Below are 19,391 nucleotides of genomic sequence, written 5' to 3'. Positions count from 1 at the left end.
TCATTAATTAATTACTGAGCATACAAGTATGATTAAATCATGCGATCGCCCTTACATCCCAAATTGTCAAAAAGCGCGTAGGCGTAACCAGCCGCAGACAATGGGCGCACCATCGCTATGCCTTTAGCAAATCCCAATCACTCAACAGTTGATACTAGGAAATATCGCTCTAAAAAATACTTGACAGTGAAAATCTAGCGGTGTAGTATAGAAGTAGTGCATACAATGAAAAACATGAGACTAAAAAGTTGGGAGTCTCCCCGCAGCGAGGGTAGAAACTCCAAAGGTAAAGGCGGCTCAGCCAGAGCTCGGCAACTCAAAAAGCAACAGCAAACTCTGCGAAAACAGTTAAAAGCTCAACACGATCGACAAAACCACCAACCAAACCATCAAGGGAAGGAAACCGATAATTCCTTCCCTTTTTTTGTATCTTTCCGCTGCTCAATCCCGCTGAATGTTCGGACAAATCGTGCGAGTAATGCTCGCCTGCGAGGGTTGCTCTTGCCAGCAGTTGAGAATGCCTTGCAACTCCCCCTTCAAAGTTTCTAAGGCTGCAATTTGCACGGAAATTTCCTCTACCTTAGCCGTTAGATGCTGCTTCGCTTCAGAGCAAGGCAATTCTCCCCGATCGCGCACTTGTAAAATATCCTTAATCTCATGAAGGCTCAAACCCAGAGCCTGAGAGCGTTTAATAAACGCCAATCTGTTGAATACCATTTCGCCAAACAAGCGATAACCAGCGGGCGATCGCTTTACCGCAGGAGACAGCAAGCCCATCTCCTCATAGTAACGAACAGTTTTCACCGACAAACCACTACAGGCAGCTACAGAGCCAATTTTGTACAGTTTCTCGGCAACAGAAATATTCATACACCAAGCATCCAAGATCGAAAGACTTTCTTGCCCTATCTTTTAGTGCCTCAGATCCAGGGAGTCGATCGGCACATCGCCCAGTCACCATTGCCCAGTAATCTTAATAAGGAGGATTTTTTTTAGACACATTAAGCACGGGCAACTGAGGTCTAGAAGACTGAGGAGGAAGATAGTATTCGGGAGCAGGTGCGGGTTGTTCGGCTCCAGAGCGGTAAATTTGCCACCAGCGGAGAGCCATCGCCACCCCAGCGGTGCCAAGCCCAAAAGCCAATAAAGAGCCACTCGCACCGATGCTGCCGATGGCTGCATCGACAACGCCCACTGTCACAACAAAACTGGTAATTGGTTCTCTACGGTAAGCTGACCTCAAAAGTCGCGTCCACGAAGCATTCATTTGGTTTTACTCTGTTCTATATTTATTTACAAGCTCTAAAACTTAGAGTTGGCGGAACGATCGGGATTTCTAGCTCAAAGACTAGCTTCACCTACATTAATCTTCTCGCCTGTGGGGAATTGTACGGGAGCGAGGCAAAATTGCCAAGCTAGTCAAATCAAAATTCCACCCCATATACACCTCCAAAAGCCAGCTATTGCATTCGGGAACAGATCTCTCTCGACAGAGAAGTCGCTGGGCTTGTTTGTAATTAATATTTTAATCAATTCCCGAATTTGTCGCGGTCAGCAGAAGTCACACCCGCTGCCGTTCGAGTCAAGACAAAGTGTAACGCTGACCGCGCCATTGCTAAAATTAGTTGAGACCTAACCAGGACAGCAAGCCCTGGCCTGTGACATACTCGATAATTAAAGTTAGAGAAAAACCGATCATCGCGGCTCGACCGTTAAGGCGTTCCGCGTAGCTATTGAAGCCAAACTTTGGCTGTTCCAGTTTGGGAGTGACGGTGGGTTGTAGTTGTGTCATTGCTTTGGGTACCTGGCGATCGACGCTATTCAAATGTGAAATCCAATGTTAGTTACAAATCTTAAACATTGCTACTTCTATTATAAAGAGGCTTAACCGCCGTCAACCGTCCCCGAAGAGAAAAAACTGCTGCCAACTAATGCCAATTAATTATACCCGCTCAAAATATGACTAATCAGTTAGATAACGATAAGCTTCCTGTCGCGGTACAGCGAGTAGCCTTTGCCCTTCGTACAACAGGCTGGGTTTGCTTCTGGGTACAGGTAGTGCTAGGGGTGGTAGCGGCGATCATTTTGCTCTTTGCCATCCCCTTCGCCCTCCCCAGGGCTAGCGCCGCTGCGGGTTCAACCAGTGCCGGCACCGGCGGCGGCGTATTTTTTGCCATTTGCGGGCTAGCCGTACTCGCTTACAGCGTATATCGCTCTTTCCGCTTCACCCGCTTGTCAAGACAACTGCGATCGCCCGCTAACGCTGTCCGCCCCAAAAAAGCAGACACCATCAAAGAAGTACGGCTGGCACTTTGGAGCAACTTATCGGGAATGGTACTGACGCTCATCGGCGCAGAAGCCATCAGCGGCACGCTTTTAGCCAAATCTCTAGCTCAGCCGCAAGCCTTGTTCGGTGCCGCAGTTGATTTGGGCCGATTTATTCAGCCCCTAGATATATTTGTCGTACTCGCCAATACTCACGCCACTGTTGCCCATTTTGTCGGGATTTTCGGGGCTCTTTTTTTGCTCGATCGCATCCACAAACAATAGACAATTGGTAAGTGGGAATTGCGACTCTCCCACTCCCACTCTCTCACTCTCCCTCACTCTTCCTCACTCTCCCACTCTCCCCCAACCGACATCCGGAATCACTGCCAACCTGTCGAAGAACGTACTCAGATACCTTCTACCAAGACAACATGAATATCATGGCACTGAAACCCGAGGCTTATTTTGGGGTGACAGATCACCCAACTATTGAAATTTCTCAAGAAAGTTTTCGTTCTGTCCTAGGTCAAATAGAAACTGAACTCCTCTGTAGCGACACCTATAGCCACGCTCTAGCTAGCCTGCAAACAATGTTGGGCGAAGCCGCCTCCGCTGCCGAAATTTTAATTAGAGCAGTTAGCAGAGAAGCCGTCAAGCTCGCATTCGATCGATTTCCCAAACAAAACAAAATTGAACCGCAACTACCCCAAGAGAGTGTTACTGCTGTAAGTCCCGCCATTGAGACGGTGACAGAAATTCAAGCATTGGAGTCACCAGTAGGTGTTCCTGTCTTCTATTGGCGCAGCGCTAGTGTGGAAGCGCCCCCCCAAACCGAGTCCGACACTGAAAATTCCGATCGAGACACTGACACTTCTGAAGACAGCAAACAAGCGCCCCAAGACGAAATTAAAGTCGAGTCGGCTCCACCTGCAACTGTCACCGTCCCCGGAAAATCCTTCCCAGGGTTCGGTTTTCCCAAAAAGCCGAAAAAACTCACCAAGGAAGAAGAAGCAGCTTTAGCCGTTCAAAAGCGAGAAGAGTGCCTGCGGGAGTTGGGTGGAGAATTGCGTAAGGGACGGCAAATTCGCTCCCTATCCATGCAGCAACTCCACAGTCAAACTCTCGTGCCGCTGCACCACATCGAATCGATCGAAAATGGGGAAATCGACAAACTGCCCCAAGATATTTACGTTAGAGGTTTTATCCGCAGACTCGGCGACGCCTTGGGACTAGACGGCAGCGCTATGGCGAATGCTTTGCCCAAACCCGATCCGAGCCCAATTCCCAGTATGTATGTGTCTGTTTCCGATTCCGACTCAAGCGAAGGCTTTCAAATGCGTCCGGTGCATTTGTACATCGGCTACACCGCTTTGATGGCTGGGGCTGTAGGGGGCTTGGGTTGGCTGTCGCAGCAACCCGTGGTGCCAGGAGCACAGGCAGTACCTCCAACGCAGGTAACACCGCCAGCCTCAGTTGCACCGGCTCAGAAGACCCCAGAAAAAGCACCTCAACCGGGCTTGAAGAAGTCTAGCAACGGGGGATTGATGATGGGGGCTGACATGGCGCCGCCGGAGGTGATTTTTGGTTAGTGTGTGTCGGGCGAGCGATCGTCCGACCACTCTCTTGGTCCAGGTGAACTCGGAAAGCTGGTTTCCGAATTCACCTACATACGGATACTTCTTTGAAGAAATAAGTCTTGGAAAGCAATTACGGTTGAGATTTTAGTTCCATCCCCCACCTTCATCCATCTGTGGAGTCAATTCTAAAATCTCAAATCTAAAATCTCAAATCGCCGGGTCGTGTACCCAAAGTGAATTTTCAACTGCATCAGGAAACCCGATATGTGCGATAAACTATCTATTTGACCACTCCTCAAAGAGGTTTCCGATAAGATGAGTTCCCCAGCCACCGCTGCTTTCTCCGATCTCGATCCGCTATCGACTCACTCGCCAACAGTCACGAGTTTGGCAGCACCCGACAGTGCTTTGGTAACGGCGGCTCAACTGCCACAAAAATCTTGGACAATAGAAGATAGTGAGAAACTCTACCGCATTCAAGGTTGGGGCGAACCGTATTTTTCGATCAATGCAGCCGGGCACGTTACAGTTTCTCCCAAGGGCGATCGCGGCGGTTCCCTCGACTTGTGCGAACTGGTAGAATCCCTGAAACAGCGGAATTTGGCTTTGCCCCTGCTGATTCGATTTTCTGATATTTTGGAAGACCGGATCGAGCGCTTAAATTCTTGTTTTGCCAGAGCGATCGCTCGGTACAATTACAAAAATGTCTATCGCGGTGTGTTTCCAGTTAAATGCAACCAGCACCGACAATTAATTCAAGATTTGGTGCGTTTCGGTCAACCCCATCACTTCGGACTGGAAGCCGGATCTAAACCGGAATTAATGATAGCTTTGGCGACATTAAAAACTCCAGGCGCTTTGTTAATTTGTAACGGTTACAAAGACCGCGAATACATCGAAACTGCTATTTTGGCGCAGCGGCTAGGGCAAACTTCCGTAATTGTGCTGGAGCAAATAGAGGAAGTAGAACTCGCAATCGCCGCGAGCAAAGCATTAGGAATTAAACCGATTTTGGGAGTGCGAGCAAAACTCACTACCAAAGGGGTTGGCCGCTGGGGCGGTTCCACGGGCGATCGGGCAAAATTTGGCTTGACAATTCCTGAAATTATCCGTGCAGTCGGCGAACTAGAAAAAGCTGGAATGCTCGATTGTTTGCAGTTACTGCACTTTCACATCGGATCTCAAATTTCCTCAATTAGTGTCATCAAAGACGCCATTCGAGAAGCCAGCCACATTTATGTAGAATTAGCTAAATTGGGAGCTAATATGAACTACTTGGACGTAGGCGGTGGACTCGGCGTTGACTACGACGGATCTAAAACAAACTTCCACGCTTCCAAAAACTACAATATGCAAAACTACGCTAACGACGTAGTAGCGGGAGTGAAAGATGCGTGCGACGAGCGCAAAATCCCGGTTCCCATTATCATTAGCGAAAGCGGGCGGGCGATCGCTTCTCACCAATCAGTGTTAGTTTTTGACGTACTCGGTACTAGCGATGTCCCCAGAGAAGTACCAGAACCAGTAGATGAAAACGCGCACCAAATTCCGCGCAATCTCTACGAAATTTACCAATCTATCAGTCCCGAAAATTACCAAGAAGTTTATCACGATGCTATCCAATTTAAGGAAGAAGCAGTCAGTTTATTTAATTTAGGCTATTTGGGAATTGCGGAACGGGCGAAAACCGAACAGTTGTACTGGGCTTGCTGCGATAAAATACAGAAGATCGCGCGGCTAAAAGAATATGTATCGGATGATTTGGAAGACTTAGAAAAAGTGATGGCGTCTATTTATTACATCAACTTATCTGTTTTCCAGTCAGTACCGGACAGTTGGGCAATTAACCAATTGTTCCCAATTATGCCAATTAACCGACTCGACGAAGAACCAACTCAACGGGGTATTTTAGCCGATCTTACCTGCGACAGCGACGGCAAAATCGACCAATTTATTGATTTGCGAGATGTGAAGTCAGTTTTGGAACTGCATACTCTCAAACCTGGAGAGCCTTACTATTTGGCGCTATTTTTGGGAGGTGCTTATCAAGAAATTATGGGCAACCTTCACAACTTATTCGGCGATGCTAATGCAGTTCACATTCAGCTAACACCTTCTGGCTATCATATCGAACACGTTGTGAAAGGAGACACTATGAAAGAAGTCCTCAGCTACGTACAGTACGATTCAGAAAATTTGGTTGAAAGCATCCGCCGTCAGACAGAAGCAGCTTTGCAGCAAAATAAAATTACTCTTTCCGAGGCCCAACTTTTGCTGCAAAATTACGAGCGGAGTCTCAGCCAATATACTTATCTTCAGTCTTAAAATGTAGGGTGCAATCTACGCACATTACCAGAATTGAAAGCTGAGCTCATAAATGTAAAAGTAGGGTGCGCACTGCGCACCTTACCTTGATTAATTAGCAATTCCCAATTAGCAATTATGCACCATGACCGAGAATTTCAGATATCGCCCGCCGCTCTTCTCCGTGTTGAGTCGGTAAAACTTGGCGAGCGTCAGTAATCAGCCAATCGAGAGCCGCCGCTTGCAAATCGATCGCCGCCCCGGTTTTATCAACGCAGTAGCGCCCGAACACCAGTTTATCAACCAACCGCACCTCCGGGCCCAAACGGGAATACTCAAAAATCACGCTGTTTTCCACAGTCGCGCCACTGCAAAGCCAGCAATTTGGGCCAATCATTGTCGGCCCGACAATTTTCGCTCCATCCTCAATGATCGTCATCCCGCCAATGTAAACAGGCCCAGTAATATCAACCTTATCCCAGTTGACAGCTACATTCAAACCCGCGTAAACACCGGGGCGCACTTCAATTCCGGGAATCGAAACATTTTTAACTTGTCCCAGCAGCACGCTCTGAATTGCCCGCCAATAGTCAGGAACTTTGCCGATATCCACCCACTCAAAGTCCATGCTAATCCCGTAAAAAGGCGCGCCTTCTGCTACTAGCTTGGGAAATAACTCCGAACCGATATCGTATTCCTGGCCCGAAGGGATGTATTTGAATATTTCCGGTTCAAAAATATAAATACCAGTGTTAATGTCGGTACTCAGAGCTTCCTCTACAGAAGGTTTTTCTTGGAAATCTTTAATTTTGCCAGACTCGTCTGTTACTACCACTCCGTAACTGGGAACCTCCTCGCGGGGAACCGATTTCATAACAATAGTAGCGATCGCCCCTTTTTCCCGGTGCCACTTCACAGCAGCAGTCAAGTCCAAGTCAATCAAAGCGTCGCCGCACAGCACCACAAAAGTATCGTCAAAAAACGGCGAGAAATCCTGAATTCGTTTCATGCCGCCAGCCGAACCGAGAGCCTCTCCAATCATTTCTCCCTCCTCAATTCGCCCTTCAAAAGAATAGGCAATTTGTACCCCAAACTTTTGACCGTCGCGGAAGTAGTTTTCAATCACGTCTGCCAGGTGGGAAACATTGACCATAATCTGGTCAAATCCGTGCTGGCGGAGCAATTCAACCAAAAACTCCATCACTGGCTTTTGCAGGATGGGAATCATCGGTTTGGGTATTGTCTGAGTAATGGGACGGACGCGAGTGCCTTTACCGGCCGCCAGAATCATCGCTTTCATTATTAACTTCCTCAACCCTCTGTTAACTGATATCAACTGAACAATTAGATGCTAGCGGTTGCGATCGCATCGATCGCAGCAAAATCCTGACTCCGCCCAAAAACGGGTACAAGTTTCCGACGCGAGCGTCCGGGTCGATTTCAAAATTTTAGACGCTAGTTCAAGCTCTCAGATTCAATGCAAAAGTAAATCTAAAATCTAAAATCTAAAATCTAAAATCGACTGACCTATTTATAGGCGACATCGTACCAGGCTATCAATGACTCTTCCCTATTTGCTTGATTTAAAAAACCAGGAATCGGGAATCAGCAAAAACTTCGCACTCCCGCTGTCCGCATTCGAGACTCAGCAGCAGAATGGCGGCGAGCGAGGTTCTGTCTGGAATTTTAACCGACGCAGCGGCACAGTTATTAGTTTCGCCCGAGAAACTAATACCCTGCAAGCTCAAAGCGCGCGGATTTTAAGGTCTTGGTAAAACTCCTCTTGAAGCAACTCTACTTTAGACTGAGCCGACAGCAGCAACAGTGCCCAAAAAATACCCACACGGTCATGATTTGGCAAGTGAACTTCCCCAGTCGATACCGGGAGTTCTGGGTTGACAGGAGAGTGCAAATCGTTATGATGCCAGAGGTCCAACAATTTGTCCAAGTCCAGCCAACCCTCGTCAATTTCCGAGCCCCGCTGAGCCAGAAACCGTTCGAGTTCGCTAGCAGTTTCTACGAGATTTTCTTGGTGAGCTAGCTCAAAGATAGCCTGAGCTGCTTGCGATCGCATTTTTGAGGTAGGGCGACGCCGGGGGGTAACTGTCTGCTCCATGGCGGCTTTCATGAGCTGCAACTGCTCAATCAGTTCTGGGAGAGTCACCGGGCGTTTTTGCGGTAGTTGAGCTACACCTCGACGGCGCAATTGCCGCTCCAAATGCTGGGGCAAGTGTCGCCCTCCTGAGTGCTCTGCGTCTTCGAGTGTCGCCTCCTCGGCAGACTCTGGATTCGCGGGGGGTTCTGAGAGGACGATACTTTCTGCTTTGAGCAAAACCAGCATGGAAGCGTACAAAAACGCTTGGCCGGAGTGGGACAAATCAGAAAAATCCTTACTTGCATCGCCATCGCAGGCGTTCGTAAGCTTGCTCAAACATCGATCGAAAACTTCAATTACCTTAACGTCCCAAGGATCGATTTCTCCCCGTTCTGCGAGGTCAATTAAAATTGCGATCCCCTCGGAAATCGTTTCTAAACCATCTTGGTCTCGGGAAACGGCCATTCGATTTTAGATTTTAGATTTTAGATTTTAGATTTTAGATTTTGCCTCTGAGAAAACGAGAGAGCATATCAAGTTAATTGGCGGTCATTTCAGCAGTTGTGCCCTCAATGGCTGCTATTTCTAAACTTATCGGTTCTGCACTTTCTAACAAAGGTTGTTTGGCTTCTACTTCAGCTTTATAGCGTTCAAGGTTTTGTTCTAATTCCTGAATCCGCTGCTCTTTTTCGCGAACTTGGCGAATCTCTTGGCGCAACGCGAGGGTTCGCTGCATTCTCGACCACAGACTGAACAGCCAGGCTAGTGTTGCCCCTAATCCGGTCGCTACAATTAGTTCTACGCAAAGCGGAGCTTTAACTTGGACGCCTTTGATAACTTGAATCGCGACTGGCTGTGTATTTTCGATACTGAATAATACTAGAGCCAAGCAAATCAGAAAGATGAAGAAGAAATTTAGCGATCGCATTTTCTCTGTTCCTAATTCTCAATTCAGGTTAAGCAAATTGTTTCTCATTTGTCAACTGTTTTTGGGCAGATTATCCCAGCTTTTTTGATAATATCAAATCTGCTAAATTAACCATAATATCCGAGGATTGGCGGGTTTATTGCAGCTCTGAGAGTTGATTGAAGAGATTGGTTCACCCGCCCCTCTAGGACATATACTTTTTAGGTTTGGCCGATGTTTTGCGATTTGTTGCCGATTCCCAGCGCTGGCAATATTTGATATTTCAAAGCAATCCCCGCCGCCACAAATAAGGCAATAATCAGCGCCCCAATTCCTACGGGACTGGGAATCCAGAATATCGCCTCCAAATAGTTAACTTCTCCGGGTTTGAGCTTCCAAACTAACTGTTTTCCTTGCTGATAGCTTTCGGGAACCAGCGCACCGGCGACAGTTTCAATACTTTCGGCGCCCCAAGGCGTGTTCAAGCTAAAGTCTAGCTCCAAAAGTCCCCCCGGGCTCAGCAGCAGACTGCCATTAGAAGAAAGCAGTGAAAGAGAGCGCAAATCCAATTCCAAACTCAACCGATTTCGCAGCACCAATAACAAATTATTCTGCTTGATATTCAGGTGAGATTCAAACTTCGGCAAATCTGTTTCTAGCGGACTTGCGACCCGATTTTTGGTGGTTGGTGCGACGGGATTGTAAAATTGGTTGAACTTGTCTTGCAACTCGGCTCCATTATTGAAAGGAATCCTCACTAGAACTTCTGTGGGCGAAAGCCGTTTAGTTTTTCCGTCCAGCAACCTCACCCGGCGTTCTACGCTTTTCAACCATTCTGCAACAGTTTCGGTGCTGAAACTCGTCAACCTTTCCCCCAGTTTTATGTGCTGTACGATTTCGCCACGAGTTTGACTCTCAAAGTTCACTCCGACATCGTACTGAACGCATCCACTCACTAGAGTTAAAAGGCAAAAAACCAAAGGTAAAAGAAAGAAAAAGTGCTTTTTCTTCTTCCGAGTTCCATCCTTGAAATTTTGCTCTTTCATTGTACCTTTTTTCCTGTTTTTCCCTATTTGCATGAATTAGCAAAGCGTTGAATTATCGGCAGTATTTATGTGTTTTTATTTCCACGTCTGGACTTGCGAACTGCATACCAAAAACCCAGTTTAGGGGCTGCCGAAGGGCGATTTCACAGATGCTTTGTGGCAGAAACCGGGTTTTTTTGACGTGAGTGCTAACATTTTTCTAGCAGCAGTGTCGGCTTTACCTGGAATTAACCGCACTGAACTTATTGCCTGGAAGCTACACCCAACTGTTGAAACAGCATACTCGGCAAATATGCCGCACCGCCTACCCATTCGGCTTCGCTGCTCAAATCTGCCAAATTTTTAAAGGCTTCAAAAATGCTGCCTGCCACCATTGTATTCTTGACGCGGCCGACAATTTTGCCTTTTTCTACTTTATAGCCTAAGTCCAAATTGACAGAAAATTCGCCAGCTAACTGATTGGACTGACCGGCACCTAAAACCTGCTCTACTATTAGACCTTCGTCCATGCTAGCAATCAAGTCTTGAGTGGCGGTATTTCCTGGGGAAATGCAAAAGTTAGTCAAATCAGGGCCTGGGCGAGACAGTCCGCCACGAAAACCGTTGCCGGTTGATTGTACACCGGCGCGAGCGGCCCACCTGCGATCCCAATAAAATCCGGTGACAGTACCTTTGTCTATCAAGACTTTGCGGGTGGTGGGTGTACCTTCGTCGTCAAAGGGACAAGCAGAAGGACCTAAAGTGGGGTCTTCAAAAAAGGTAAAGCGTTCGTCAAATAAGGTTTCGCCGATTTTGTCGGCTAGGGGAGAGGCTTTTTGAACTACTGCTTGACCTGAAAGGATGGTATCAAACAAGCCGCCGAGGGTGCTAGCAGCGCCTCTGGGGGTAAATAATACTGGGTAGGAACCGCTGGTGATGGTGGCTGAATGTTCGGCGAGGCGGTATTTTTCGAGGAGTGATTCGAGGATGCTGTTGGTGTCGAGGGGACGATCGCGCGCAACGTCGTAACTGTATGCTTGCATAAAATCTTCTCCCTTTACCAAATTTCCCGCGATCGAGCCGCTGACTATTTGGCTGCTTCTTTCGGCATACAAATCTTGCGTGGTGGCAATTTTCACGCGGCCGCTGCGGACGTGGAAGCCGACATCTACCATAATATCGGGATTGTAGGCGTGAACTTGCTCGATGAGGTTTTTGCCGTTTTCGACTAATTCTTGAGTTGTGGGCGGAGTGTAGGTGGTTTCCGGGCCTTTTAGGTGGAAGTTGGAGGCGAGTTCAAATTCTGCGGGGTCGCCGATTTCGGCTGTTTGAATCGCTGCATCTACTAAATCGTCTATCCGCGTTAAATCTGTGGAACTGGCAAAACCGATTTTGCCGTGCGAAATCAGCCGGAGTGCTACGCCTTGCAGTGCTTTAGTTTGCAGGGATTTGAGGCGATTGTTTTCAAATTCTATGGGAGTGTCTTGACTCGACAGGTAGTATACTTCAGCGGCATCCGCGCGTTGAGATGCCAATTTCAAAATCTGTTCTATGGTTGAATCGCTCACAATAATCGCCTTTCTGGTTTGGTCTTTTTTTTATTTTAGCAATTATCGCTATTCAACATCTGACTCCTGCCTCTTGCTCGATAATTAATCGGTGTATCCGTGTCAAAACTACTGGTGGTGCCTTCCTTATTCATTCTTCCTAACCTCAGCTACATCCGTTACATCCGTTAAATAATCCGTTGCCGAACTTCCTTTGCCTGTAATTGTAATTCACACTATTTAAAAACATAGTTAACGGCTGCAAACAGTCGCTCTAAGTCCTGAATTGTATAGAAAAATTTATTTGTTGAGTAAATATTTATAATTTGAGCTTGCCAAACTGCCACATTGCCCCATTAGAAACAATACCAAATAAAGTTTGTTCGGGTTCATTGTTAAGTCGCTGCACGGCGATCATTTCTGCCAAATACTGCCCCCATACTTCATCAAATGCGCTCTCTTTCTTGGCTTCAACTAATATGAAATAGGGCTTGTGAAAAACTACTGTGCCGAGGGGGGAGCGGTTCGCCAATATATAATCTGGAATTCCTAACAGATTCTCATTATAGACTAAGGTTTGGTCACTCCAGAGGAGAAAATTAATTCGATAATTTTCCCAAACTTCTTTTAATACAGGATAAATGATATTTTCACCAATGGCGATTTCCGAGTGGTAAAATACTCCGTCATTGAAAATCAATTCTAATTCATTCTGAAAAACTTCGCTGACTGCAAATTATGTTTCGAGAATAAAATTATCCTATAGGCAACTAATTTTGAATTATTTCGCGACCGCGCTGCTACTTTTATAGTTACTAAAAGGCATTGCTTAACTTCTCTCAGTAGGGGTTAGGTAAGCCTCGGCGCACCCTAGAGATAGAGTTTGTGCGAATGAAAAAATGATTAATAACTAATAAATAAGCCACCTAAAATTAGCCCGATCGCAATTAACGCCACCCAGATAAACCTATTATCTTTCGTATTAACCTGACTCAAATCTATCGGCTCTGGTACGACTGGCTTGGGTTTAGCGTACTTGATATCAGGGTTCGGATTAGCTTGAAAACTGATTGATTGATTTTCATCTAAAGCCGCCAAATCAGGAATTTTCACCATCCATTCAGGAGGGATAGTGAGTTTGGGAGCTTCGAGAATGAACAGCAAGCGCTTTGCTTGTTGGCGGGTTTCTTGGCGGGGATGGCGGGTGAGCGCACGGCAAAGCTCGATCGCCCTTTCTGTATTGCCAGAGGCTTCGTAGGCTGTCACTAGCCACATCTGCACTTCACCGCCCAACCGCGAATTTCGATCGACTAAACCGGTAGCTGTTTCTAAACTCTGCACAGCTTGAGCATATCGGCCACTCTCAAAAGCTACTTGCCCAGCTTGATACTCAGTTTGAACAATTTCTAACTTTTCTGAAGTCACGAGCACCCACCCAATTCACAAATATTAATTCCCAAATTCCCCAAACGCTAGAATTCGCTGTTGTGTTGCGGCATACCCGACTCGTTGTCGCGTTTGGAACCCAGCAAGTCTAAATGGTCTACCTTAATTACCGGCTTCGAGCGATTTGAACCTGTATTGCGGTCTTGCCAGCGATCGAACTTCAAAGAGCCTGTTACGCCAATTAGAGAGCCTTTGCGAACGTAGTCAGCCGCAATCTGCGCTGTTTTGCCCCAGATTTCCAGATTGAACCAGTCTGGTTGATCGCTGTTCTTCGTTCTGCGATTCACTGCCAGCGTCAAACTACACTTAACTGTACCCGACTCAAAATACTTCACGTCCGGGTCGCCGCCGACGCGGCCTACTAAAGTCACAACATTAAGACTCATAAACTTTTTTGGGAATGTGGTCGATCGGTGATGTAGTTAAACAGTCCACACGCGCATTAGCCTCCAAACTGAACTTGGAACAACGCTTGTGAGGCTTCATCCTGATTGTACACCCAGTTAGCAGAACATATTGATGGTGGATGATTGGCAAGTCTGCGCTCAACCTGAGCTCGACAATGTACATTTCTGACTAGACTCAGGATGAAAAACGTAATAGAATCCACCTCGGTTACACTTTTGTAACAACATTATTGCACACAATAGTATTTTAGTTTTTGGGGGGGGTACGAATCAGTGGGTCTTCTCAATCGATTTTCGTTATCTAGAGATATGGGTATCGACCTCGGTACTGCTAACACGCTCGTTTATGTATCGGGCAAAGGTATTGTTCTGCAGGAACCTTCTGTAGTAGCGATCGACCAAGATTTAAAAATACCGCTGGCTGTTGGAGAAGAAGCAAAAAAAATGCTCGGCCGCACGCCAGGAAATGTCATAGCACTGCGCCCGCTTCGCGACGGGGTAATTGCAGACTTCGATACGGCAGAACTGATGCTTAAGACTTTTATCCGCAGAGTTCACGAAGGCCGAAGCTTAGTTTCGCCGCGGATAATTATTGGCATCCCCAGTGGTGTCACCGGAGTCGAGAGGCGTGCTGTCATTGAGGCGGCGACTCAGGCCGGTGCTAGAGAAGTACGGTTAATTGATGAACCCATCGCTGCGGCGATCGGGGCTGGACTGCCTGTTGCTGAGGCGACTGGCAATATGATTATAGATATAGGCGGAGGTACGACGGAAGTTGCGGTTTTGAGTTTGCAAGGTACGGTGATCAGTGAGTCTGTGCGGGTAGCCGGCGATGAACTCAATGAGGCGATCGTCCAATACATGAAAAAAGTTCACAATTTGGTCATCGGCGAACGCACTGCTGAAGAAATTAAAATTCAGGTGGGTTCTGCATATCCAACTCCAGAGGATGACGATGTAATGATGGAAGTGCGGGGTTTGCACTTACTGTCGGGTCTGCCGCGAACTGTTACTATCAAAGGCCCAGAAATTCGCGAAAGTATGTCGGAACCGCTTTCAGTAATTGTGGAAGCTGTCAAGCGTACTTTGGAACGCACCCCTCCTGAATTAGCAGCAGATATTATTGACAGGGGAATTATGCTGGCTGGTGGTGGCGCGCTGATGAAAGGTTTAGATACTCTGATCAGTCACGAAACAGGAATTGTCACTCACGTGGCAGCAGATCCGCTGTCATGCGTGGTTTTGGGAACTGGTAGGGTATTAGAAAACAAACAGTTGGAACGGGTTTTCAGCGGGCAGTCGTCGCGCAATATGTAGTTAACAAATTTGGGATTGTGGATTTAGAAATACGGCTGCAATCTCAAATCTAAAATCCTGACATAACAATTTTAGATTACTGAAATTATGCTAAAAAATACATTCCGAAAGTGGTGGGATCTGCGGCTGCAAATTGCTCTTTTAGGTTTAGCTGTAACTGCCGCTTGGGGAGTTCGACAAACACAAGGTGCTGCTGTATTTGAAGTTTACAATTGGGTGACTCGTCCGTTTCATGCCAACGGCTCTGGGCAAGAGGAACTCATCTCGGCGCGAACTCAAGAATTGCAAGCGCAGCTATTAGAATTAGAAAATCAAAATCAGAAGCTAAAAGAGCTTTTAGGTTACGTTTCGGCTAAGAAACCAGCAGGGATTGTAGCTCCTATTGTCGGTCGCAGCGCAGACCACTGGTGGCAGCAAGTAACCTTGGGGCGCGGCAGTAACGATGGCATTAAAACAGATTTTACTGTGATGGGCCCCGGCGGTTTAGTAGGCAGGGTTGTCAGCGTTACTCCTAATACTAGCTTGGTGCTGTTAGTCAGCGACGCTACGAGTCAATTGGGTGTGGGAATTACCCGCAGTCGCCACATGGGTTTTATGCGCGGGAAAGGCGGAAATCAGGCTGTGATGGAGTTTTTTGAGAATGTTCCCAATGTCAAGCCTGGGGATGCGGTTTCAACTTCTTCTTACAGTCAGTTGTTCCCTCCTGGTTTGCCGGTGGGAAAAGTGGTTTCGGTGGATATGAATAAAACTCCGGCTCCAGAAGCTGTGGTTGAGTTCTCTGCACCGATGAATGCTCTGGAGTGGGCGGTGGTTTACCCCCACTCTAAGCAAGTCGAACCAAAGGATTCGCAGAGTCAATCTTTTGCACCATCTGAGGGAGCACAGCAACAATGAAAGCTTTATCTCGGATGTCTTCGCCGCGATCGCGCCAATTTCTCAACTTCGCAGTTACATTTCTATCGGTGATGCTTTGCATACTGATATTGCCCACTCGGATGCCGGGAATGGAATTGCTGGGAATTGGACCGAACTGGCTGTTAATTTGGTTGGTAGCTTGGAGTATTAAGCGGAAACGTACAGTTTGGGGAGCTGCTAGCATGGGCTTGGTTTTGGGGTTCCTTCAAGATGCGATGACGGCTCCTCATCCCACCCATGCTGTCAGTCTAGTTGTTGTAGGAGTCTTAACAGTTGTTTTGCAGAAAACCTGGTCGATTCCGGTAGATATTGTTGAGAGAGATCCGATCCCGATCGCGTTAATTGTATTTGGGATGGCGGTGGTAGCGGAAACGGTGATGGGGCTGCAATTTTTTTCTATGGGCGATCGGGCTTTACTGGAAATTTGGAGCTATCACCAGCGAGTGGCTTTGTGTTCTGCTATTCTTAGCAGTCTGTGGGCTCCGGTGATTTATTTTCCTCTCAATCGCTTGTGGGAAATGACCAAGAATGTAGAAAAACCTTAGTCAGCGATTAGTTATCAGCCATTGGTCATTAGTCCTCAGTCCTTAGTCAACAGTGAACAGTCAACAGTTAACTGTTCACTAATTACTGTTAACTGTACTCATTCTACTATTACTTGTTGGCCCGAACCTAATAAGTGATGAACGGCAATAATCAAATCGCTGAGAATGAAATTAGGCTGGTGCTTTTGCAGTTGATATCGGCTGCGAATTCCGCAGGTAACGGCAATTGTAGTTATTCCCAATGCTTTGCCTGCGAGGATGTCTGCTTCTGTATCTCCGATCATCCAAGCCGAACCCAGCGATGACTCAAATTCTTCTGCAACTTCAGCCAACAGTTCAGTTTTTAAGGCTGTATAGTTGTGATAGGCGGCATCCGCCATCTGAGTTCCGCGAATGCTGGTAAACAGTCTGGCTAAACCGTAATTTTGTAACAGTTGAACGGCTTGATTTCTCGGCCGCAGGGTGACTAAAATCAGCCGCACGCCGCGGGAGTGCAGGAGTCCGATCGCCCATTGTACTCCCGGCTGGATGCGATCTAAGTGCAACAAGTCTGGCTGATTGACAATCTGACTGACGCATCCGAGAAAAACGTGAATTTCTTCTCCCGACAAGCCGGAACTTTTAGCGATTTCAGCATCGGGTACTCGGTTTTGTTTCATTTGCCAAAACTGCTGTTTGCTGAGGATTTGAAGGTTGAGGTTGATTCCCCTAGTAAGATAAGCTGCTTGAGTGTCGGTCAATCCCTGTTGATAGGTGGCATAGTAGCGATCGGACACATCGACTATGGGCCCGTCTAAATCGCAAAATACCGTCATCCGGGGGGACGAGTCAGCCTCGGATGGTAGCTTGTACTGAAGGTTTTCGGAGTCTTGGGCGACAGCAGTTAACATAAAACGTTAAGTAAATCAAGGGAGTTATACATTTCTCGACTGTAGCAAAAAATGTATAAGTTATAATACAAAAAAATTAATGATTTCATTAAAAAAACCTATTAATCTTTTGAGGATGGGACTCAAGAAAGGCGATCGAGCAAGCCTGCGCGTCGATAAAATTCAGGGAAAAAGTGATTTTTGTGGCTGTTAATATGTGCTTTAGCCATTAAAGTTTAGAATTAAGTTTTTAGTCTTTTGTAATTTACCCATGCTCAAACAAAGCGATTTTGTTAGGAATTCGGACACTAATCGAGTAGAGGTGCTGTCCGAAGCACTGCCTTACATTCAACACTTTGCCGGTCGCACCATAGTGGTCAAATATGGCGGTGCGGCGATGAAAGATAGCAATCTCAAAGACAAGGTGGTTCGGGATATTGTGCTGCTAGCTTGCGTGGGGATGCGTCCGGTTGTGGTTCACGGCGGCGGCCCGGAAATTAATATTTGGCTGGAAAAATTGGGAATTGAGCCGCAATTTAAGGATGGTTTGAGAGTGACTGATGCGGCGACAATGGAAGTTGTAGAAATGGTTTTGGTGGGGAAAGTAAATAAGGAAATTGTTTCGTTAATCAACCAAGCTGGTGGCAAAGCAGTGGGATTGTGTGGCAAGGATGCCAATCTGATTCAAGCTCGTCCAGATGGCCGGGAAGGAATTGGATTTGTTGGTGAAGTCAGCGGCGTGAAAATCCAGATTTTGGAGTCTTTGGTGAACAGCGGTTATATTCCGGTGGTGTCGAGCGTGGCAGCCGATGAAAACGGTCAATCTTACAACATTAATGCTGACACGGTAGCTGGGGAAATTGCGGCTGGTTTGGGAGCGGAAAAGTTGATTTTGATGACTGATACTGCGGGAATTTTAGAGGATTATCACAAGCCGGATAGTCTGATTGCTAAGTTAGATATTCAAGAAGCAAGAGAGTTGGTTGAGTCTGGAGTTGTCTCTGGGGGGATGATTCCGAAAGTTAATTGTTGTGTGCGGAGTTTGGCTCAGGGTGTGAAGGGTGCTCACATTATTGACGGTCGCATTCCTCATGCTTTGCTGCAAGAAATATTTACGGATGCGGGGATTGGGTCGATGATTGTGGCTTCTGAGTTTAGCAGCGCGAACTTAAGGCCTAAGTAATGGGTAAATCCTAGCCTGGGGAGGGCGGGTGCGTGAAATGGGTAAACTCGCTGCGATTGCGTATATCCTAACTAAACCTGCCCCTAAAAACATTGCGAAGGTACTTCTGGGAACTTACTTCAACTAATTCTAACCGTTGTTGGATTTCAGCTTTTCTTAAACTACGATCGAACACTTTAGAGTTTTGGATTCTGTTGCGATTCTTAAGCCGATTTCAAATACGCGATTAGCGCTAGTGTAACTAGAATACGCATCTATTTCTAGTTTACCAGTTGGACTTGTGGGAACTATTGTTGAGGTGTATGAGACGGGAAAGGAATGTCAGTATTTAGTGGAGTTTGCTGATAGTCAAGGGAGTGAATATGCTATGGCTATGTTGAAAGCTGATGAAATTTTAGTTCTGCAATATGAACTGGCAGTTGCTTAGTAAAGCGAGGGGGATAGAAGTTAGATAATGGCGATTCGCTACGGGATAGCTTTGCACGCGCGTACTTTAGGAAAAAGAACAATTGCGCTACACCCAAAACATTAGGAAACTGCTTTGAGGTATTGGGTGACAGGCTTCACATCGATGTCATCGTGCGAAGTCAGTATTTTAAATGACAGGGGATGTCGGCTGCAATCAAAACTTCCAAATCGCGATCGAGCTTTGACAAATTCTCATAAATGCCGACTTGCCTGAGTTACACAAGTTAAAGATGAATCTTTCGAGTCATTCACTCCCGTGTTTTGTACTGAATATCAAAACCTGCCTTTTCCCCAATTTCTTCGATATCCCAGTCTACAAGTGCCATATCCGTCGCTTCAACGGCTAGGGCAATATGACCGGGCGGTATGGGGTCAAGAGGCTCGCAGCAACAACCCTCAGAATGGTTCCATACACTTTGACCTTGAGATTATAGAATTTTCCTGGGGGGGTGACAACCCGCCCCAAACCCATAGTTAGTAAGGATTGAGCCAACTTGTGGTAAAAAAAGATAGGCAGC

Annotated in this window: 21 protein-coding genes; 9 read left to right on the top strand and 12 right to left on the bottom strand. The window is 46.7% G+C overall.

Going from position 1 to position 19,391, the window contains the following annotated elements:
• Positions 1 to 441: 441 nt before the first annotated feature.
• From QUA33_RS10205 to QUA33_RS10195, 3 genes are all read right to left on the bottom strand, one after another.
• Entirely contained in the window at positions 442 to 870 is a 429-nt protein-coding gene (locus QUA33_RS10205) for a heavy metal-responsive transcriptional regulator (RefSeq protein WP_333148506.1), read from the bottom strand.
• Between the two features lie 103 nt (positions 871 to 973).
• Complete coding sequence (locus tag QUA33_RS10200; RefSeq protein ID WP_333070263.1) at positions 974 to 1,267, bottom strand: hypothetical protein; 294 nt, start codon at positions 1,265 to 1,267, stop codon at positions 974 to 976.
• 354 nt (positions 1,268 to 1,621) lie between these two features.
• Positions 1,622 to 1,792 (bottom strand): hypothetical protein, encoded by a 171-nt coding sequence (locus QUA33_RS10195; protein WP_172186391.1) that lies wholly within the window; start codon positions 1,790 to 1,792, stop codon positions 1,622 to 1,624.
• A gap of 167 nt (positions 1,793 to 1,959) precedes the next feature.
• Here QUA33_RS10195 and QUA33_RS10190 point away from each other — a divergent pair, with 167 nt between their 5' ends.
• The 3 genes from QUA33_RS10190 (at position 1,960) to speA (ending at position 6,170) form a co-directional block, all read left to right on the top strand.
• Positions 1,960 to 2,550, top strand: a complete 591-nt coding sequence (locus tag QUA33_RS10190) for a DUF3611 family protein (protein ID WP_333070262.1) — start codon at positions 1,960 to 1,962, stop codon at positions 2,548 to 2,550.
• A gap of 158 nt (positions 2,551 to 2,708) precedes the next feature.
• A complete protein-coding gene (locus tag QUA33_RS10185; RefSeq protein WP_333148505.1) occupies positions 2,709 to 3,857 on the top strand; it encodes a helix-turn-helix domain-containing protein in 1,149 nt (382 codons plus the stop codon).
• A 303-nt stretch (positions 3,858 to 4,160) separates the two neighbouring features.
• A complete protein-coding gene (speA, locus tag QUA33_RS10180; protein WP_333148504.1) occupies positions 4,161 to 6,170 on the top strand; it encodes a biosynthetic arginine decarboxylase in 2,010 nt (669 codons plus the stop codon).
• Between the two features lie 115 nt (positions 6,171 to 6,285).
• Here speA and QUA33_RS10175 read toward each other — a convergent pair whose 3' ends face one another.
• On the bottom strand, positions 6,286 to 7,449 hold the full coding sequence (locus QUA33_RS10175) for an NDP-sugar synthase (RefSeq protein WP_333148503.1): 1,164 nt from the start codon (positions 7,447 to 7,449) through the stop codon (positions 6,286 to 6,288).
• Between the two features lie 259 nt (positions 7,450 to 7,708).
• On the opposite strand from QUA33_RS10175, the gene QUA33_RS10170 reads away from it, so the two are divergent.
• A complete protein-coding gene (locus QUA33_RS10170; protein ID WP_333148502.1) occupies positions 7,709 to 7,924 on the top strand; it encodes a hypothetical protein in 216 nt (71 codons plus the stop codon).
• Here the strand turns inward: QUA33_RS10170 and QUA33_RS10165 are convergent.
• The 7 genes from QUA33_RS10165 to QUA33_RS10135 all read right to left on the bottom strand — a co-directional run bounded on the left by QUA33_RS10165 (position 7,894) and on the right by QUA33_RS10135 (position 13,555).
• Positions 7,894 to 8,709 (bottom strand): segregation/condensation protein A, encoded by an 816-nt coding sequence (locus QUA33_RS10165; protein WP_333095865.1) that lies wholly within the window; start codon positions 8,707 to 8,709, stop codon positions 7,894 to 7,896. The genes QUA33_RS10170 and QUA33_RS10165 overlap by 31 nt on opposite strands.
• Positions 8,710 to 8,782: 73 nt before the next feature.
• On the bottom strand, positions 8,783 to 9,172 hold the full coding sequence (locus tag QUA33_RS10160) for a lipopolysaccharide assembly protein LapA domain-containing protein (protein WP_333148501.1): 390 nt from the start codon (positions 9,170 to 9,172) through the stop codon (positions 8,783 to 8,785).
• Positions 9,173 to 9,372: 200 nt separating this feature from the next.
• Positions 9,373 to 10,197, bottom strand: coding sequence for a DUF3153 domain-containing protein (locus tag QUA33_RS10155; protein ID WP_333095867.1), 825 nt, complete (start codon positions 10,195 to 10,197; stop codon positions 9,373 to 9,375).
• Positions 10,198 to 10,439: 242 nt separating this feature from the next.
• Complete coding sequence (locus tag QUA33_RS10150; RefSeq protein WP_333148500.1) at positions 10,440 to 11,744, bottom strand: TldD/PmbA family protein; 1,305 nt, start codon at positions 11,742 to 11,744, stop codon at positions 10,440 to 10,442.
• A 298-nt stretch (positions 11,745 to 12,042) separates the two neighbouring features.
• Positions 12,043 to 12,423, bottom strand: coding sequence for a hypothetical protein (locus QUA33_RS10145; protein ID WP_333148499.1), 381 nt, complete (start codon positions 12,421 to 12,423; stop codon positions 12,043 to 12,045).
• A 203-nt stretch (positions 12,424 to 12,626) separates the two neighbouring features.
• Entirely contained in the window at positions 12,627 to 13,148 is a 522-nt protein-coding gene (locus QUA33_RS10140) for a tetratricopeptide repeat protein (protein WP_333098952.1), read from the bottom strand.
• Between the two features lie 47 nt (positions 13,149 to 13,195).
• Positions 13,196 to 13,555, bottom strand: coding sequence for a single-stranded DNA-binding protein (locus tag QUA33_RS10135; protein ID WP_333098950.1), 360 nt, complete (start codon positions 13,553 to 13,555; stop codon positions 13,196 to 13,198).
• Between the two features lie 330 nt (positions 13,556 to 13,885).
• Here QUA33_RS10135 and QUA33_RS10130 point away from each other — a divergent pair, with 330 nt between their 5' ends.
• The 3 genes from QUA33_RS10130 (at position 13,886) to mreD (ending at position 16,353) form a co-directional block, all read left to right on the top strand.
• Positions 13,886 to 14,893: a rod shape-determining protein gene (locus QUA33_RS10130; RefSeq protein ID WP_190738046.1), complete on the top strand. Its 1,008-nt coding sequence runs from the start codon at positions 13,886 to 13,888 to the stop codon at positions 14,891 to 14,893.
• Positions 14,894 to 14,980: 87 nt separating this feature from the next.
• Positions 14,981 to 15,787: a rod shape-determining protein MreC gene (mreC, locus tag QUA33_RS10125; protein WP_333148498.1), complete on the top strand. Its 807-nt coding sequence runs from the start codon at positions 14,981 to 14,983 to the stop codon at positions 15,785 to 15,787.
• A complete protein-coding gene (gene mreD / locus QUA33_RS10120) occupies positions 15,784 to 16,353 on the top strand; it encodes a rod shape-determining protein MreD (protein WP_333070244.1) in 570 nt (189 codons plus the stop codon). Before mreC ends, mreD begins: the two co-directional genes overlap by 4 nt.
• Positions 16,354 to 16,451: 98 nt before the next feature.
• On the opposite strand, the gene QUA33_RS10115 is transcribed toward mreD, so the two are convergent.
• A complete protein-coding gene (locus QUA33_RS10115) occupies positions 16,452 to 17,243 on the bottom strand; it encodes an HAD family hydrolase (protein WP_333098948.1) in 792 nt (263 codons plus the stop codon).
• A gap of 250 nt (positions 17,244 to 17,493) precedes the next feature.
• Here QUA33_RS10115 and argB point away from each other — a divergent pair, with 250 nt between their 5' ends.
• Positions 17,494 to 18,405: an acetylglutamate kinase gene (gene argB / locus QUA33_RS10110; RefSeq protein WP_333034924.1), complete on the top strand. Its 912-nt coding sequence runs from the start codon at positions 17,494 to 17,496 to the stop codon at positions 18,403 to 18,405.
• A gap of 256 nt (positions 18,406 to 18,661) precedes the next feature.
• Positions 18,662 to 18,832, top strand: coding sequence for a DUF4926 domain-containing protein (locus QUA33_RS10105; RefSeq protein ID WP_333148544.1), 171 nt, complete (start codon positions 18,662 to 18,664; stop codon positions 18,830 to 18,832).
• Positions 18,833 to 19,391 lie beyond the last annotated feature (559 nt).

Origin of the sequence: Microcoleus sp. Pol14D4 (assembly GCF_036701245.1) — a bacterium.
Classification (GTDB): Bacteria; Cyanobacteriota; Cyanobacteriia; order Cyanobacteriales; family Microcoleaceae; genus Microcoleus.
Note: the sequence above shows the minus strand (reverse complement) of the source record. Positions and strands in the feature narration are given on the sequence as shown.